At 56.6% G+C, this 16,210-nt stretch carries 15 protein-coding genes; 8 read left to right on the top strand and 7 right to left on the bottom strand.

Features of this window, described 5'->3' with window-relative positions; genetic code table 11:
• Together SK53_RS18920 and mdcA are read right to left on the bottom strand one after the other, a co-directional pair.
• The gene (locus SK53_RS18920) at positions 1–858 is read right to left on the bottom strand and encodes a triphosphoribosyl-dephospho-CoA synthase (protein ID WP_048209883.1); all 858 of its coding nucleotides are present in this window, start codon (positions 856–858) and stop codon (positions 1–3) included.
• Positions 858–2,513: a malonate decarboxylase subunit alpha gene (gene mdcA / locus SK53_RS18925; protein WP_023298766.1), complete on the bottom strand. Its 1,656-nt coding sequence runs from the start codon at positions 2,511–2,513 to the stop codon at positions 858–860. Before mdcA ends, SK53_RS18920 begins: the two co-directional genes overlap by 1 nt.
• Positions 2,514–2,741: 228 nt before the next feature.
• Here mdcA and SK53_RS18935 point away from each other — a divergent pair, with 228 nt between their 5' ends.
• Genes SK53_RS18935 through SK53_RS18945 form a run of 3 tightly spaced genes read left to right on the top strand, consistent with a single transcriptional unit; the run spans position 2,742 to position 4,879 of the window.
• A complete protein-coding gene (locus tag SK53_RS18935; protein ID WP_048209884.1) occupies positions 2,742–3,764 on the top strand; it encodes a hydrolase in 1,023 nt (340 codons plus the stop codon).
• A complete protein-coding gene (locus SK53_RS18940) occupies positions 3,761–3,979 on the top strand; it encodes a YheU family protein (RefSeq protein WP_014171926.1) in 219 nt (72 codons plus the stop codon). Before SK53_RS18935 ends, SK53_RS18940 begins: the two co-directional genes overlap by 4 nt.
• Positions 3,980–4,009: 30 nt before the next feature.
• Positions 4,010–4,879 carry a phosphoribulokinase gene (locus tag SK53_RS18945; RefSeq protein ID WP_048209885.1) on the top strand — a complete coding sequence of 290 codons (870 nt, stop codon included), beginning with the start codon at positions 4,010–4,012 and terminating at the stop codon, positions 4,877–4,879.
• A gap of 66 nt (positions 4,880–4,945) precedes the next feature.
• Here SK53_RS18945 and SK53_RS18950 read toward each other — a convergent pair whose 3' ends face one another.
• Positions 4,946–5,350, bottom strand: a complete 405-nt coding sequence (locus SK53_RS18950; protein ID WP_015571423.1) for an OsmC family protein — start codon at positions 5,348–5,350, stop codon at positions 4,946–4,948.
• Positions 5,351–5,660: 310 nt separating this feature from the next.
• On the opposite strand from SK53_RS18950, the gene crp reads away from it, so the two are divergent.
• Both crp and SK53_RS18960 read left to right on the top strand, forming a co-directional pair.
• Complete coding sequence (gene crp, locus SK53_RS18955; RefSeq protein WP_000242758.1) at positions 5,661–6,293, top strand: cAMP-activated global transcriptional regulator CRP; 633 nt, start codon at positions 5,661–5,663, stop codon at positions 6,291–6,293.
• Positions 6,294–6,350: 57 nt separating this feature from the next.
• Positions 6,351–8,438, top strand: a complete 2,088-nt coding sequence (locus tag SK53_RS18960) for a YccS/YhfK family putative transporter (RefSeq protein ID WP_045345633.1) — start codon at positions 6,351–6,353, stop codon at positions 8,436–8,438.
• Here SK53_RS18960 and SK53_RS18965 read toward each other — a convergent pair.
• The 4 genes from SK53_RS18965 to ppiA all read right to left on the bottom strand — a co-directional run bounded on the left by SK53_RS18965 (position 8,435) and on the right by ppiA (position 11,599).
• Positions 8,435–9,655, bottom strand: a complete 1,221-nt coding sequence (locus SK53_RS18965; RefSeq protein ID WP_003861656.1) for a bifunctional acetylornithine/succinyldiaminopimelate transaminase — start codon at positions 9,653–9,655, stop codon at positions 8,435–8,437. The genes SK53_RS18960 and SK53_RS18965 overlap by 4 nt on opposite strands.
• Before the next feature lie 87 nt (positions 9,656–9,742).
• Positions 9,743–10,306 (bottom strand): aminodeoxychorismate synthase component 2, encoded by a 564-nt coding sequence (gene pabA / locus SK53_RS18970; RefSeq protein WP_048209886.1) that lies wholly within the window; start codon positions 10,304–10,306, stop codon positions 9,743–9,745.
• A 30-nt stretch (positions 10,307–10,336) separates the two neighbouring features.
• The gene (locus tag SK53_RS18975) at positions 10,337–10,921 is read right to left on the bottom strand and encodes a putative adenosine monophosphate-protein transferase Fic (RefSeq protein ID WP_047654371.1); all 585 of its coding nucleotides are present in this window, start codon (positions 10,919–10,921) and stop codon (positions 10,337–10,339) included.
• Positions 10,922–11,026: 105 nt separating this feature from the next.
• On the bottom strand, positions 11,027–11,599 hold the full coding sequence (gene ppiA, locus SK53_RS18980; RefSeq protein ID WP_048209887.1) for a peptidylprolyl isomerase A: 573 nt from the start codon (positions 11,597–11,599) through the stop codon (positions 11,027–11,029).
• A gap of 278 nt (positions 11,600–11,877) precedes the next feature.
• Between ppiA and tsgA the strand changes: the two genes are divergently transcribed.
• The 3 genes from tsgA (at position 11,878) to nirD (ending at position 16,189) form a co-directional block, all read left to right on the top strand.
• Complete coding sequence (gene tsgA / locus SK53_RS18985) at positions 11,878–13,062, top strand: MFS transporter TsgA (RefSeq protein WP_003861648.1); 1,185 nt, start codon at positions 11,878–11,880, stop codon at positions 13,060–13,062.
• 260 nt (positions 13,063–13,322) lie between these two features.
• The gene (gene nirB / locus SK53_RS18990; RefSeq protein ID WP_045349836.1) at positions 13,323–15,866 is read left to right on the top strand and encodes a nitrite reductase large subunit NirB; all 2,544 of its coding nucleotides are present in this window, start codon (positions 13,323–13,325) and stop codon (positions 15,864–15,866) included.
• Positions 15,863–16,189, top strand: coding sequence for a nitrite reductase small subunit NirD (gene nirD / locus SK53_RS18995; RefSeq protein WP_015571429.1), 327 nt, complete (start codon positions 15,863–15,865; stop codon positions 16,187–16,189). The genes nirB and nirD overlap by 4 nt, the downstream gene beginning before the upstream one ends.
• Positions 16,190–16,210: the final 21 nt, after the last annotated feature.

Genomic DNA, 16,210 nt, shown 5'->3' on the forward strand with positions numbered 1-16,210 from the left:
TTAATGCTTTGAATAGGGCGTTTCGACGCGGTCAAGAAACAGCGTGGCGGCAAGCAGGTCTGCGGCTCCGCCCGGCGAGGCGTTAAGCGCCAGCATCTGACGGTCTAACCGCGCCAGCGCCTGCTGCCCGGCGAGCGTTGCGCATCCTCCGGCGTTCAGCACCGCACGGGCGCCGTTCTGCATGGCGTCCAGCCCCTCCATGCCGGCGCGCGACAGCACGCAGGTGTCGGTGAGCGAGGTCATGATCGCCATCAGCGCGTCGAGTCTGGCCTGCGTTTCGCTGCTGCCGTTGAGACGGCTGAGGCGAAGCTGAGGCAGCGCGCGCTGCATGATGTGCGGAAACGCCTGCTGAGCCTCTTCACGCGCGCCCGGCACGCGGTAGCGGTGCGTGACGCGTAACCCCTTGCTAAACACTTTCGGCGCCGCGTCATCCGGCAGCTTCGCCAGCTGAGCGGCGGTGTTCGCGACGGTTTGCGCCCGGGCATCGCCGCCCAGCATCGCCACCGCGCTCACCAGCAATCCCAGCGCCCAGATCGCGCCACGGTGCGTGTTCACGCCGTCGGTAGCGGCCATCATCTGCCGTTCACCTTCGCGACCCAGGCGGCCAACGGTTTGCCGGAGGGCAATATCCGCCGGACGCTGCCAGCTCTGCTGTGCCAGCGCCTGAAACGTGGGGGTCAGGCTGCGAGCGGAGCGCTCCATCAGCGCAAGCGATAAATCGTGGTGCGCGCCGTTCCCCCGGCTGTCCACCAGACCGGGTTTCGGGCTTAAACGTGCTTCGTCAATCAGACACTGCGTGGCGGTTCGCGCCAGCCATTCGGCACCGCCTTCAACCTGGATCTGGGGCAGAAGTTTCATTACCAGCTCCGGAATTTCGCAGGTGGGTTATACAGACCACCGGACCACTCAACGAGGTCAGCCACGCTGCCCGCAGCCAGCAGAGAGCGAGTGGCATCGGTACGACGAATGCCCATATCTTCCGGATACACAACCTTGCCGCTCTGACGTAGTTCCGCCACGCGTTTGGCGTCAACGCCCAGACCGATATCGGTGATACCCGCCACGGCGGCGACCATGGCGCGACGCTCTTCCAGATCTTTCGCCCGGTAGAGGTAAGCAATCCCCTCTTCCGTCAGCACGTGGGTGACGTCATCGCCGTAAATCATGACCGGCGCCAGCGGCATACCGGAGGCTTTCGCGACGTCAACAGCGTCGAGTTTTTCCACGAAGGTTGGCTTCACGCCCGCCTGGAAGGTTTCCACCATCTGCACAACCAGCTTTTTACCGCGCTGCATCGGGTCAGGCTCGGTGATCATGTTCAGCCAGGCCGGTGTGGCGTGGCGACGACCGTGCGGATCGTGGCCCATGTTTGGCGCGCCGCCGAAGCCGGAAAGACGGCCGCGGGTCACGGTTGAGGAGTTAGCGTAACCGTCGACCTGTAGCGTGGAACCGATAAACATATCGACCGCGTACTGACCAGCCAGCTGACAGAAGGCGCGGTTAGAGCGCATGGAGCCGTCAGCACCGGTAAAGAACACGTCCGGACGAGCGCGGATGTACTCTTCCATCCCCAGCTCACCGCCGAAGCAGTGGACGCTCTCCACCCAGCCGCTTTCGATGGCCGGGATCAGCGTTGGATGCGGGTTCAAAGTCCAGTGTTTACAGATTTTGCCTTTGAGTCCGAGCTGTTCGCCGTAGGTTGGCAGCAGCAGTTCGATCGCTGCGGTATTAAAGCCAATCCCGTGGTTCAGGGACTGCACCTGGTGTTCAGCGTAGATGCCTTTAATCGCCATCATCGCCATCAGGATGTGTTCCTGTTTAATCAGGCGCGGGTCGCGGGTGAAGAGCGGCTCAATAAAGAACGGCTTGTCCGCCACCACCACGTAATCGATCCAGGAGCCCGGAATATCGACGCGCGGCAGGTCGCACTCGTCGTCCACCAGCTCGTTCACCTGCGCGATGACGATGCCGTCGTGGAACGCGGCGGCTTCCACCAGCGCCGGGGTATCTTCGGTACTCGCCCCGGTATAGAGGTTGCCTTTGCGGTCCGCTTTAAAACCGGCAATCAGCGCCACGTTTGGCGAAAGGTCGACGTATAAACGTGAGTAGAGTTCGATGTAGGTGTGAATCGCCCCGATTTCGAGCTGACCATCCTCCAGCAGCTGCGAAATGCGCAGGCTTTGCGTACCGGAGAAGGAGAAGTCCAGCTTGCGGGCGATGCCTTTCTCAAAGATGTCCAGATGTTCGCTGCGGCCCACGCTCGGCATGATCATATGCAGATCGTGCACGATTTGCGGGTTCACTTCCGCCAGTGAACGGGAAAGGAAATCCGCCTGCTTCTGGTTGTTGCCTTCCAGAACGACTTTGTCGCCTGGTGCGATCAGTTTTTCCAGCATGGCGACAAGATCGCCGGTTGGCAGTACCTTGCCCTGCACCGGTACGGACGCCAGACGACGCGCTTTCTCACTGCGTCGGGTGTTCCATTGCCGGGTGGGTGTTTGCCCAGATAACATTATTAACCTCCTGATTCAGCACATCATTCTGATTTGCTTAACGTTGAGTAAAGTGTGCGCTCTGGTGAGAAAGGCATCAATTAAGCGTAGAGGCAAATCATTAGCCTGAGAGTAATAATCAAGGTAAATATTTGTGATCGGGATCAGTTCATGTTTCGGAAAAACGGGCTAAACGGGGTACAATTCGGAAGGTATAGTTAATTTCTGACAAGAATCAGCATCGCCCTTATGACCCAAATCATTCCCTCAGACTTCGACATTGCAGCCGAAGAGAGCGCAGAGTTCGTGCCCATGCGCGGTGTGGCTAACCCTCACCTGCAAACCATGCTGCCGCGCCTGATCCGCCGCAAGGTACAGTTCACCCCGCACTGGCAACGCCTGGATTTGCCGGATGGCGACTTTTTGGATCTCGCCTGGAGCGAAGATCCGGATCGGGCCAGACATAAACCCCGTCTGGTGGTGTTTCACGGTCTGGAAGGCAGCCTGCACAGCCCTTACGCACACGGACTCATTGAGGCGGCGAAAGCCCGCGGCTGGCTTGGGGTGGTGATGCATTTTCGCGGATGCAGCGGCGAGCCTAATCGTCAGAAACGCATTTATCACTCGGGTGAAACCGAGGACGGCACCTGGTTCCTGCGCTGGCTAAGAGACAATTTCGGCGAGGCGCCAACGGCAGCGGTGGGGTATTCGCTGGGCGGCAATATGCTGGCCTGTCTGCTGGCGAAGGAGAGCGACGCCGTACCGCTGGATGCGGCGGTGATTGTCTCTGCGCCGTTTATGCTGGAGCAGTGCAGCTATCATATGGAAAAGGGCTTTTCGCGAGTGTACCAGCGCTACCTGCTCAACCTGCTGAAAGCCAACGCCGCGCGCAAGCTGAAGGCCTATCCGGATACGCTGCCTGTGACGCTGCAACAGCTCAAACGCGTGAAGCGCCTGCGCGAGTTTGATGATTTGATCACCTCGAAAATTCACGGTTTTGCCGATGCGATTGACTATTACCGTCAGTGCAGCGCCATGCCTTTACTGAATCAAATCACGAAACCCACGCTGATTATCCACGCCAAAGACGATCCGTTTATGGATCATCACTCGATCCCCGCCCCTGACTATCTGCCGGATAACGTGGAGTATCAGCTCACCCAATTCGGGGGACACGTCGGTTTTGTCGGCGGCACGCTGCGTCGGCCAAAAATGTGGCTTGAGACGCGTATTCCCGACTGGTTAACGGCCTATCTGGACGGTAAAAAATGATTATTCCCTGGCAGGATCTCTCTCCCGACACGCTCGATAATCTGATTGAAAGCTTTGTCTTGCGCGAAGGCACCGATTATGGTGAACATGAACGTTCGCTTGAACAAAAGGTCAACGATGTTAAGCGCCAGCTTAAAAGCGGCGACGTGGTGCTGGTATGGTCCGAACTGCATGAGACGGTCAATATCATGCCCCGCAACGCGTTTCATGGCTGATCTTTACACTTTTCCAGTCAGGGAGTTGCTATGTCTGCCAGACATCCGGTTATTGCCGTTACGGGTTCGAGTGGGGCGGGAACCACTACCACCAGCCTCGCCTTCCGCAAGATCTTCGCCCAGCTTAACTTACGGGCGGCCGAGGTAGAAGGCGACAGCTTTCACCGCTACACGCGCCCGGAGATGGATATGGCCATCCGCAAGGCGCGCGATCTGGGTAAACACATCAGCTACTTCGGCCCGGAGGCCAATGACTTCGGCCTGCTGGAGCAAACCTTCCGTGAATACGGGCAAAGCGGTACCGGGCAGTCCCGCAAGTATCTCCACACCTACGATGAAGCCGTGCCCTGGAACCAGGTCCCCGGCACGTTCACGCCCTGGCAGCCGCTGCCGGAACCGACTGACGTGCTGTTTTACGAAGGATTGCACGGCGGCGTGGTGACGCCTCAGCACGACGTGGCGCGCCACGTGGATTTGCTGGTGGGGGTGGTGCCGATTGTTAACCTTGAGTGGATCCAGAAGCTGACGCGTGACATGAGCGAGCGCGGCCATTCGCGAGAGGCGGTCATGGACTCGGTGGTGCGCTCCATGGAAGATTACATCAACTTCCTGACGCCGCAGTTCTCCCGAACCCACATTAACTTCCAGCGCGTCCCCACCGTGGACACCTCTAACCCGTTCGCTGCAAAAAGCATCCCGTCGCTGGACGAGAGCTTTGTGGTGATCCACTTCCGCAACCTGGAAGGCATTGATTACCCCTGGCTGCTGGCGATGCTACAGGGTTCGTTTATTTCGCACATGAATACGTTAGTGGTGCCCGGGGGAAAAATGGGGCTGGCAATGGAACTTATCATGACACCGCTGGTGCAGCGGCTGATAGAAGGAAAGCAGATCGCGTGAACATGTTCCCTCTCCCCGTGGGAGAGGGTTAGGGTGAGGGCATCAACACGCACGATGCCCCAATAATTAAGCCGCGATCACTTCATACGAATGGGTGATTTTTACCGCTTTCTCCAGCATTAACGCCACAGAGCAGTATTTCTCCGCAGACAGGTCAACCGCACGCGAGACCGCCGCATCCTTCAGTTCTTTGCCAGTGACGATAAAGTGCAGATTAATATGCGTGAACAGGCGTGGCGCCTCTTCGCGACGTTCTGACGTCAGCTTCACTTCACAATCGGTCACGTCATGACGGCCTTTTTGCAGGATCGACACCACGTCGATCGCGCTGCATCCGCCCGCCGCCATCAGCACCATCTCCATCGGGCTTGGCGCTTTATCGCCGGAGTTGCCATCCATCAAAACCTGATGCCCGGAAGCAGACTCGCCCAGGAACGTTAACCCTTCAACCCATTTCACACGCGCTTGCATATTCACTCACTCCAACGTTGCATTTTTTATGACAGATTACGTGTACGTTACATTTCTCGCAACGGAAGGCGACCTGCGTCATGCTGAAGCGAGACACCAGGAGACACGCGGCGAAAGCTATGCTAAAACACTCTGGATGCTACAGTAATACATTGACGTTACACATGTATGCAGAGGACATCAAACTTTACTGGCTGCGAAACGTTACGACAGCCGACTTCCCAGGTATGGGTAAGAATTCGATTGCAACCCCAGAGTCCGGATGCATCTTATGACTCTGGTGACAGCTTATAACAGAGGATAACAGCGCATGGTGCTTGGCAAACCGCAAACAGACCCGACTCTCGAATGGTTCTTGTCTCATTGCCACATTCATAAGTACCCATCAAAGAGCACGCTGATTCACCAGGGTGAAAAAGCGGAAACGTTGTATTACATCGTTAAAGGCTCGGTGGCCGTGCTGATCAAAGATGAAGAAGGGAAAGAGATGATCCTTTCTTATCTGAACCAGGGCGATTTTATCGGTGAACTGGGCCTGTTTGAAGAAGGCCAGGAACGTAGCGCCTGGGTTCGTGCAAAAACAGCATGTGAAGTGGCTGAAATTTCTTATAAGAAATTCCGTCAGCTGATTCAGGTCAACCCTGACATCCTGATGCGTCTCTCTTCCCAGATGGCACGCCGTCTGCAAGTGACCTCTGAGAAGGTAGGTAACCTCGCCTTCCTGGACGTAACCGGTCGTATCGCGCAGACGCTGCTGAACCTGGCGAAACAACCAGACGCCATGACTCACCCTGACGGTATGCAAATTAAAATTACCCGCCAGGAAATCGGTCAGATCGTCGGCTGCTCCCGTGAAACAGTGGGCCGTATCCTGAAGATGCTGGAAGATCAGAACCTGATCTCCGCCCACGGTAAAACCATCGTGGTTTACGGGACCCGTTAATTCCGGTCAAACGGCGTGCCGCCGCAGGGTGGCACGCCGTTTTTGTCTCTACTCCTCATGTGGCGCAGGCTGATCTATCACCCGGAAGTTAACTACGCACTGCGACAAACGCTGGTGTTGTGTCTTCCCGTGGCCGTGGGCCTGATCCTCGGACATCTTCAGCAAGGCCTGCTGTTTTCCCTCGTGCCCGCCTGCTGCAACATTGCCGGTCTGGATACGCCCCATAAACGCTTTTTTAAACGTCTGATTATTGGCGGCTGCCTGTTTGCCGGCTGTAGCCTTGCCGTACAGCTCTTACTGGCCCGCGACATTCCTCTGCCTCTGATCCTGACCGTGCTGGCGATGACGCTCGGCGTCACCGCCGAAATCAGCTCGCTACACGCCCGCCTGCTTCCCGCGTCGCTGATTGCCGCCATCTTCACCTTAAGCCTTGCAGGCAACATGCCGGTGTGGGAGCCATTGCTGATCTACGCCCTCGGCACGCTGTGGTACGGGCTGTTTAACTGGTTCTGGTTCTGGCTGTGGCGGGAACAGCCGCTGCGCGAATCCCTGAGCCTGCTCTACGTGCAGCTTGCTGAATACTGCGAAGCAAAATACACCCTGCTCACTCAACATACCGACCCGGAAAAATCCCTGCCGCCGCTACTGGCGCGCCAGCAAAAAGTGGTGGATCTGATCAGCCAGTGCTATCAGCAGCTGCACATGCTTGCCGCCAACAAAAATCATGAATACAAGCGGCTGCTGCGAATCTTCCAGGTCGGGCTGGATTTGCAGGAGCATATCTCCGTCAGCCTTCATAATCCGGAAGAGGTGCAAAAGCTGGTGGAGCGCAGCCATGCAGAAGCGGTGATCCGCTGGAACGCGCAGACCGTCGCGGCCCGCCTGCGGGTGCTGGCTGACGATATCCTCTATCACCGCTACCCGACGCGCTTTAACATGGACAAACAGCTCGGCGCGCTGGAAAAGATTGCGCGTCAGCACGCGGATAACCCGGTCGGGCAATTTGCTGCCTGGCATTTCAGCCGCATCGCCCGGGTGTTACGCACCCAGCGCCCGCTTTATGCCCGCGACCTGATGGCCGATAAGCAAAAACGGCTGCCGCTGCTGCCCGCGCTCAAAAGCTATCTTTCACTAAAATCTTCTGCCCTGCGCAATGCCGCACGGATCAGTGTGATGCTGAGCATCGCCAGCCTGATGGGAATGGCCCTGCACCTGCCGAAACCCTACTGGATCTTAATGACCGTACTGTTTGTTACCCAGAACGGCTATGGCGCCACGCGGGTCCGTATTCTGCATCGGGCGGGCGGCACGATGGCGGGGCTGATTATCGCGGGCGTGACGCTGCACTTCCACGTGCCGGAGGGCTATACCCTGGCCGGTATGCTGGCAATCACGCTGGTGAGCTATCTGATTATCCGCAAAAACTACGGCTGGGCGATGGTGGGCTTTACGGTGACGGCGGTGTATACCCTTCAACTGCTCACGCTTAACGGGGAACAGTTTATTATTGCCCGTCTGGTCGATACGCTGATTGGCTGCCTGATCGCCTTTGGCGGCATGGTCTGGCTGTGGCCGCAGTGGCAGAGCGGGCTGTTGAGGCAGAACGCCCACGACGCGCTGGAAGCTGACCAGCAGGCCATTCGTCTGATCCTGAGCGATGACCCACAGCCCTCTCCGCTGGCCTACGAGCGAATGAAGGTCAACCAGGCGCATAACGCCCTGTTCAACTCCCTTAACCAGGCCATGCAGGAGCCGGGCTTTAACGCGCACTATCTGGCTGACATGAAGCTGTGGGTCACGCACAGCCAGTTTATCGTCGAGCACATCAATGCCATGACGACGCTGGCGCGGGAGCACACGATGCTGACGCCGGATCTGGCGCAGCGCTATTTGCAGTCGTGTGAAATTGCGTTGCAGCGCTGTCAGCAGCGCCTGGAGTATGATGCACCGGGCGAGTCAGGGGATTCGAACATTCTGGAAGCGCCGGAGACGCTGACCCACGGGCCGATGAGCACCCTTGAGCAGCATTTACAGCGCGTTCTCGGCCACCTGAACACCATGCACACCATTTCGTCGGTGGCATGGCGTCAGCGCCCGCATCACGGGATTTGGTTAACGCGCCGGTTAAAACGAACCGCGTATTAGCCGCTGACGATCTTCGCGACCGCCGCGGCAAAACGGGTTAATCCGTCTTCGATGTCTTTGTCTTCCACCACAAGCGATGGCGCAAAGCGCATCACGTCCGGCCCGGCATTGAGCACCATGACGCCTTCATGCGCGGCGGCGTGCAGGAAATCGCGCGCGCGGCCTTTATACTGAGGCTTCAACTCGGCGCCAATCAGCAGCCCCATTCCGCGGATTTCGCTGAAGACATCAAACTGTTCGTCAATCTGCTGAAGATGTTTCACAAACAGATCGCGTTTCGCATTCACGCCATTCAGGACGTCCGGCGTATTAATGATATCGAACGCCGCACCCGCCACGGCACACGCCAGCGGATTACCGCCGTAGGTGGAGCCGTGTGAGCCCACATGAAATGCGGAAGCGATATCCTGGGTAGTGAGTACCGCACTGACCGGGAAACCGCCGCCGAGCGCTTTCGCGCTGGTCAGAATATCCGGCGTTACGCCGTAGTGCATATAAGCGAACAGATCCCCGGTACGCCCCATCCCACACTGCACTTCATCAAACACCAGCAACGCCTGGTGCTCGTCGCACAGTTCGCGCAGCCCTTGCAGAAATTCCGGGGTGGCCGCCGTGACGCCGCCTTCCCCCTGAATGGGCTCGACCACCACGGCACAGGTGTGATCGTCCATCACCGCTTTAACGGCGTGCAGATCGTTAAACGGCACGTGGATGATATCCGCAGGTTTCGGACCAAAGCCGTCGGAATACTTCGGCTGGCCGCCCACGGAAACGGTAAAGAACGAGCGACCGTGGAAGGCGTTATGGAAGGCGATGATTTTGGTTTTGTACGGACTATGACGCGTGGTTGCGTAGTAGCGCGCCAGCTTAAAGGCGGTTTCGTTGGCTTCGGTGCCGGAGTTCATAAACAGCACGCGTTCTGCGAAGGTGGCATCGATGATCTTACGCCCCAGACGCAGCGCCGGTTCGTTGGTGAACACGTTGCTGGTGTGCCACAGCGTTTCGCCCTGCGTTTTCAGCGCGTCCACCAGCGCAGGATGGCAATGGCCCAGTGCCGTCACCGCAATACCGCCTGCGAAATCAACATACTCGTTGCCCTGCTGATCCCAGACGCGGCTACCTCTCCCTTTCACCGGGATAAACTCAGCCGGTGCATAAATCGGCAGGATCACTTCATCGAATGTCGCGCGGGTAATTGCTGGTTGTTCAGTTGCCATGTCATGACCATCCATTTTTATGTCACAGTTATTGTGAAAATATAATCACAAAATATGCATAAAAAATCACAGCAAGGCAACCGATATTCAGCGATTAAGGAAATTAGCCAGCAGCGCGTGCCCCTGTTCGCTGAGAATGCTTTCCGGGTGGAACTGCACACCTTCCAGATCGTACTCGCGGTGGCGAATGCCCATGATCTCCTGCGTCTCGCTCCAGGCGGTAACCTCAAAGCAGGCCGGCAGGGTCGGCGGATCAATAATCAGAGAATGGTAGCGCGTCACGGTTAACGGATTGTTTAGCCCCAGGAATGCGCCGGTACCGGTGTGTGTGATCGGTGAGGTTTTGCCATGCATGACTTTCGCGGCACGGACAATGGTGCCGCCAAAGACCTGCGCAATGGCCTGGTGACCCAGGCAGACGCCCAGAATCGGCAGTTTGCCCGCATAGTGTTGGATTACCGCCAGCGAGATGCCGGACTCCGACGGGGTACACGGCCCGGGCGAAATCACGATTTTCTGAGGTGCCAGCGCGTCAATGTCATCCAGCGCGATCTCATCGTTACGGCGGACAACCACCTCTGCCCCCAGCTCGCAAAAATACTGGTAGAGGTTCCAGGTAAAGGAATCATAGTTATCAATCAGCAGAATCATGGCGGCTCCTGAAAAAATGGCCGCCCTATTTTACGCAGATTCCCGCGCTTCGCTCACAACTTTGGCGAAGATGACGTTCAGGGCGGTCAAATCCCCCATCGCCCCGCTCTGGTTGGCGGCAGCCCAGTCGTCCGGGTCGATCCCCTGCCAGTTCAGCACGTAGCCCGCATGAATAGCCAGTTGTTCAAAGAAGATCCGCTGGGCCACGCCATTACCGCTCATAAACGGATGTAGCATGTTGATTTCACAGTAGTAATGACTGATTCTGTCTGTAAACTCTTCTTTCTGAAGGCCTACCAGATATTTATCACTTTCCAGCGAAGCCATCAGCTCATTACCCACTTTCTCGATGTACTCGAAATGGCAAAAAGGAATGTCGCCCTTGGAAATATCGGCGGTGCGCAGCTCGCCCGCGCTTTTCATTTCGTTGCGGAATAAATGGCGGTGAATAAGACACAGATGGGGTAAACCCGGTGCGGAAGGCCCCAGTTCCAGCGTCTCGATATCGGGTTCAGCGGGCCCCTTACCTTTTTCAAGGAGGCAGCTGGCCTGAAAATTGACACTACGTTGTTGCTCCCAGAGACGGGATTTTTGCTTGTCGGTGAGTTTTTTCACTACGCCTCCCTGAATAGTCCGTTTGCCACAAGTATAAGCAGCAAAACGCGCTTTCGCAGGGAGGGCGGAAAGACACGGGCAGGATATGCCCGTGTGGACGAACGATTACGGCAGCACTTTCGCGGAGAGAATGACGACAGGCTTAGTCGGCACATTCTGGTATGGACCGACATCGTGAGTCTGAACCTGAGAGATCTTATCCGCCACGTCCATGCCTTTCACCACTTTGCCAAACACCGCGTAGCCAAAGTCGCGCTGACCGTGGTCCAGGAAGGCGTTATCAGCCACGTTGAGGAAGAACTGGCTGGTGGCGCTGTCTTTGTCCGCCGTACGCGCCATGGAGATGGTGCCGCGCTTGTTCAACAGGCCGTTGTCAGCTTCATTTTTGATGGGCGGGTTGGGCTGTTTCTGCTGCATCTGCTCGTTAAAACCGCCACCCTGAATCATAAAGCCCGGGATCACGCGGTGGAACGTGGTGTTGTTATAAAAACCACTGTTCACGTAGTCGAGGAAGTTTTTCACCGAAACAGGGGCTTTCTGGCTATTCAGCTCCAGCTCAATATTCCCCGCAGAGGTAGTCAGCAGGACGTGAGGGTCTCCTTTGGCTGCCAGCGCAGCAGGGGAAACGGCAGAAAGAGCAAACACAGCTGCAACAGCCGCCAGTGTTGATTTGAGCATGAGAATTCCTTAACAAAGCGCAGTATAAAAAGCGAATGGCTTGATTCTAAAGAGCAGTATGAACCCAGACCAGTCTTTTACCTAATTTTACCAAATTGAAACAATTATTACCGCGCAAACGATTGTTCACCCTGCAACGTAATGTGATCTGCATCACGTTAAAACCTGCAATTGTGCTCAAAATTTTCTGAAAAGATTTAATTAGATCACTTTCGCGACTAAAATCTGCCCGCTCAAACGCAGTCATTGCGTTTTTCTTTACTTTTAACAGGCCAGACATGACTAACAGCAATCGCATCAAGCTCACATGGATCAGCTTCTTCTCTTACGCCCTGACCGGCGCGTTGGTGATCGTCACCGGGATGGTGATGGGAAATATCGCAGACTACTTCCAGCTGCCCGTTTCCAGCATGAGTAACACCTTCACCTTCCTGAACGCGGGGATCCTGATCTCTATTTTCCTTAATGCATGGCTGATGGAAATCGTGCCGCTGAAAACGCAGCTGCGTTTTGGCTTCGTGCTGATGGTTGCCGCCGTGGCGGGCCTGATGTTGAGCCACAGCATCGCCCTCTTCTCTGCCGCCATGTTCGTACTGGGCCTGGTGAGCGGGATCACCATGTCGATCGGTACGTTTCTGATTACGCACATGTATGAAGGCCGCCAGCGCGGCGCGCGTCTGCTGTTCACCGACTCCTTCTTCAGCATGGCCGGGATGATTTTCCCGATGGTCGCCGCGTATCTTCTGGCGCGCAGCATTGAGTGGTACTGGGTATATGCCTGCATTGGTCTGGTCTATGTCGCGATCTTCATTCTCACCTTCGGCTGCGAGTTCCCGGTGCTGGGCAAAAAAGCGCAGACTACATCCGAGCCGGTTGCGAAAGAAAAATGGGGTATCGGCGTACTGTTCCTCTCCATCGCCGCGCTGTGTTACATCCTCGGCCAGCTGGGCTTTATCTCCTGGGTTCCTGAGTATGCGAAAGGTCTGGGCATGAGCCTGAACGACGCGGGTAAACTGGTGAGCGATTTCTGGATGTCTTACATGTTCGGCATGTGGGCGTTTAGCTTTATCCTGCGCTTCTTCGACCTGCAACGGATCCTGACCGTTCTGGCGGGTCTGGCGACCGTGCTGATGTATCTGTTCATCAACGGTTCCCCGGAGCATATGCCGTGGTTCATCCTGACCCTGGGCTTCTTCTCCAGCGCGATTTATACCTCGATCATCACCCTTGGCTCTCTTCAGACCAAAGTGGCCTCGCCAAAGCTGGTGAACTTCGTGCTGACCTGCGGCACCATCGGCACCATGCTGACCTTCGTGGTCACGGGCCCGATTGTTGCGCACAGCGGCCCGCTGGCGGCGCTGCATACCGCTAACGGTCTGTACGCCGTAGTGTTTATCATGTGCTTCGTGCTGGGCTTTGTGACCCGTCACCGTCAACACAACCCGGCAACAGCTACCCACTAATCGCCGTAACCCCTTTGCGTACTGCAAAGGGGTTTCCCCTGTGCTCACCCGCCCTGCCCGCCGATGGGTAAAAACCCCATTAATTTTGTGCGAAAAACGAACAAGCACAAAAATCAAACAATATCCGTCACTTATAAAAATCCTGACAAATCATAGATATAACCCCTAAGGGGTAGGTGAAGGCGTATTTGATTTGCATCAATAAGTGCCCCTGCTGAATCGTTAAGGTAGGCAGTAATAGAAAAGAAATCGAGGCAAAAATGAGCAAAGTCAGACTCGCTATCATCGGTAACGGCATGGTCGGCCACCGCTTTATTGAGGATCTTCTCGATAAAGCCGATGCTGAGCAGTTCGATATTACCGTGTTCTGTGAAGAACCCCGCAAGGCGTACGACCGTGTGCACTTGTCTTCTTACTTCTCTCACCATACCGCCGAAGAGCTCTCTCTGGTGCGTGAAGGGTTCTACGAGAAGCATGGCGTAAAAGTGCTGGTGGGCGAACGCGCTATCACCATCAACCGTCAGGAGAAAGTAATCCACTCCAGCGCCGGACGTACGGTTTTTTACGATAAGCTGATCATGGCGACGGGCTCGTATCCGTGGATCCCGCCTATTAAAGGGTCGGAAACCCAGGATTGTTTCGTTTACCGTACCATTGAAGACCTCAACGCCATCGAATCCTGCGCACGTCGAAGCAAACGCGGCGCGGTTGTCGGCGGTGGTCTGCTGGGTCTGGAAGCGGCAGGCGCGCTGAAAAACCTCGGCGTTGAAACCCACGTTATCGAATTTGCCCCGATGCTGATGGCCGAACAGCTCGACCACATGGGTGGCGATCAGCTGCGCCGTAAGATCGAAAGCATGGGCGTGAAAGTTCACACCAGCAAAAACACCAAAGAGATCGTTCAGGAAGGGACTGAAGCACGCAAAACCATGCGCTTTGCCGACGGCAGCGAGCTGGAAGTGGACTTCATCGTCTTCTCCACCGGTATCCGCCCGCGCGACAAGCTGGCAACGCAATGCGGTCTGGCCGTCGCGCAGCGCGGTGGGATCATGATTAACGACACCTGCCAGACCTCCGACCCGGATATTTACGCCATCGGCGAATGCGCCAGCTGGAACAACCGCGTATTCGGCCTGGTCGCGCCTGGGTACAAAATGGCGCAGGTCGCCGTGGATCATATCCTGGGCAGCGAAAACGCCTTCACCGGCGCAGACATGAGCGCCAAGCTGAAGCTGCTGGGCGTGGACGTGGGCGGTATTGGCGATGCGCATGGTCGCACCCCGAACTCCCGCAGCTATGTTTATCTGGACGAAAGCAAAGAAGTCTACAAACGTCTTATCGTCAGCCAGGACAACAAAACCCTGCTCGGGGCGGTGCTGGTGGGCGACACCAGCGACTTCGGCAACCTGCTCCAGCTGGTATTGAACGCCATTGAGCTGCCGGAAAACCCGGACGCGCTGATCCTCCCGGCGCACGCCTCCAGCGGTAAGCCGTCCATCGGTGTGGATAAACTGCCGGACAGCGCGCAAATCTGTTCCTGCTTCGACGTCACCAAAGGCATGCTGATCTCCGCCATTAACAAAGGCTGCCACACCGTTGCGGCGCTGAAGGCGGAAACCAAAGCCGGGACCGGCTGCGGCGGCTGTATCCCGCTGGTCACCCAGGTGCTGAACGCCGAGCTGGCAAAACAGGGCATTGAAGTGAACAACAACCTGTGCGAGCACTTCGCTTACTCTCGCCAGGAGCTGTACCACCTGATCCGCGTGGAAGGCATTAAGTCCTTTGACGAACTGCTGGAGAAACACGGCCAGGGCTATGGCTGTGAAGTATGTAAGCCTACTGTTGGTTCGCTACTTGCGTCCTGCTGGAACGAATATGTGCTCAAACCAGAACACACTCCGCTTCAGGACACCAACGATAACTTCCTGGCCAATATTCAGAAAGACGGGACTTACTCGGTGATCCCGCGTTCTGCCGGGGGGGAAATCACCCCTGAAGGGCTGGTCGCCGTGGGCCGTATCGCCCGTGAGTTTAACCTGTACACCAAAATCACCGGTTCCCAGCGTATCGGCCTGTTCGGCGCGCAGAAAGATGACCTGCCGGAAATCTGGCGTCAGCTGATTGAAGCGGGCTTTGAAACCGGTCACGCGTACGCCAAGGCGCTGCGCATGGCGAAAACCTGCGTGGGCAGCACCTGGTGCCGCTACGGCGTGGGCGACAGCGTGGGCTTCGGCGTAGAGCTGGAAAACCGCTACAAAGGCATCCGTACGCCGCACAAAATGAAGTTCGGCGTCTCAGGGTGTACCCGCGAATGTGCGGAAGCGCAGGGTAAAGACGTGGGTATTATTGCCACCGAGAAAGGCTGGAACCTGTACGTGTGCGGCAACGGCGGGATGAAACCGCGCCACGCGGACCTGCTGGCGGCGGATCTCGATCGCGACACGCTGATTCAGTATCTCGACCGCTTCATGATGTTCTACATCCGTACCGCCGATAAGCTGACCCGTACCGCCTCCTGGCTCGATAACCTCGAAGGCGGCATCGACTACCTGAAGTCGGTCATTATCGACGACAAGCTGGGCCTGAATGAACAGCTGGAATCCGAGATGACTCGACTGCGCGAGGCGGTGATCTGCGAGTGGACCGAAACCGTGAACACGCCAGCGGCGCAGACGCGCTTCAAACACTTTATCAACAGCACCCAGCGCGACCCGAACGTGCAGGTGGTGCCGGAGCGTGAACAGCATCGTCCAGCGACCCCGTATGAACGTATTCCGGTGATGCTGGTGGAGGAAAACGCATGAGCCAGTGGGTAAACATCTGCAATATTAACGACATTCTGCCAGCAACCGGCGTCTGTGCCCTGCTGGGCAACGAGCAGGTGGCGATTTTCCGTCCTCGCCACGATGAACAGGTCTATGCCATCAGCAATATCGACCCGTTCTTCGAGGCCAGCGTGCTCTCCCGCGGTCTGATTGCGGAGCACCAGGGCGAGCTGTGGGTTGCCAGCCCGCTGAAAAAGCAGCGCTTCCGCTTAACCGACGGACTCTGCATGGAAGATGAAAGCTTCTCGGTCAAACACTACGACGTCCGCGTGAAGGACGGCGAGGTGCAGCTGAAAGCGTAACCTCTCGCCTTTTCAATAGGA

Origin of the sequence: Enterobacter sp. MGH119 (assembly GCF_001037675.1) — a bacterium.
Taxonomy (GTDB): Bacteria; Pseudomonadota; Gammaproteobacteria; order Enterobacterales; family Enterobacteriaceae; genus Enterobacter; species Enterobacter hormaechei_C.

What these genes read in the sequence shown, in the direction of transcription:
- SK53_RS18920 (WP_048209883.1), bottom strand. Translation starts at nt 858, where the DNA reads ATGAAACTTCTGCCCCAGATCCAGGTTGAAGGCGGTGCCGAATGGCTG.
- mdcA (WP_023298766.1), bottom strand. Translation starts at nt 2,513, where the DNA reads ATGTTATCTGGGCAAACACCCACCCGGCAATGGAACACCCGACGCAGT.
- SK53_RS18935 (WP_048209884.1), top strand. Translation starts at nt 2,742, where the DNA reads ATGACCCAAATCATTCCCTCAGACTTCGACATTGCAGCCGAAGAGAGC.
- SK53_RS18940 (WP_014171926.1), top strand. Translation starts at nt 3,761, where the DNA reads ATGATTATTCCCTGGCAGGATCTCTCTCCCGACACGCTCGATAATCTG.
- SK53_RS18945 (WP_048209885.1), top strand. Translation starts at nt 4,010, where the DNA reads ATGTCTGCCAGACATCCGGTTATTGCCGTTACGGGTTCGAGTGGGGCG.
- SK53_RS18950 (WP_015571423.1), bottom strand. Translation starts at nt 5,350, where the DNA reads ATGCAAGCGCGTGTGAAATGGGTTGAAGGGTTAACGTTCCTGGGCGAG.
- crp (WP_000242758.1), top strand. Translation starts at nt 5,661, where the DNA reads ATGGTGCTTGGCAAACCGCAAACAGACCCGACTCTCGAATGGTTCTTG.
- SK53_RS18960 (WP_045345633.1), top strand. Translation starts at nt 6,351, where the DNA reads ATGTGGCGCAGGCTGATCTATCACCCGGAAGTTAACTACGCACTGCGA.
- SK53_RS18965 (WP_003861656.1), bottom strand. Translation starts at nt 9,655, where the DNA reads ATGGCAACTGAACAACCAGCAATTACCCGCGCGACATTCGATGAAGTG.
- pabA (WP_048209886.1), bottom strand. Translation starts at nt 10,306, where the DNA reads ATGATTCTGCTGATTGATAACTATGATTCCTTTACCTGGAACCTCTAC.
- ppiA (WP_048209887.1), bottom strand. Translation starts at nt 11,599, where the DNA reads ATGCTCAAATCAACACTGGCGGCTGTTGCAGCTGTGTTTGCTCTTTCT.
- tsgA (WP_003861648.1), top strand. Translation starts at nt 11,878, where the DNA reads ATGACTAACAGCAATCGCATCAAGCTCACATGGATCAGCTTCTTCTCT.
- nirB (WP_045349836.1), top strand. Translation starts at nt 13,323, where the DNA reads ATGAGCAAAGTCAGACTCGCTATCATCGGTAACGGCATGGTCGGCCAC.
- nirD (WP_015571429.1), top strand. Translation starts at nt 15,863, where the DNA reads ATGAGCCAGTGGGTAAACATCTGCAATATTAACGACATTCTGCCAGCA.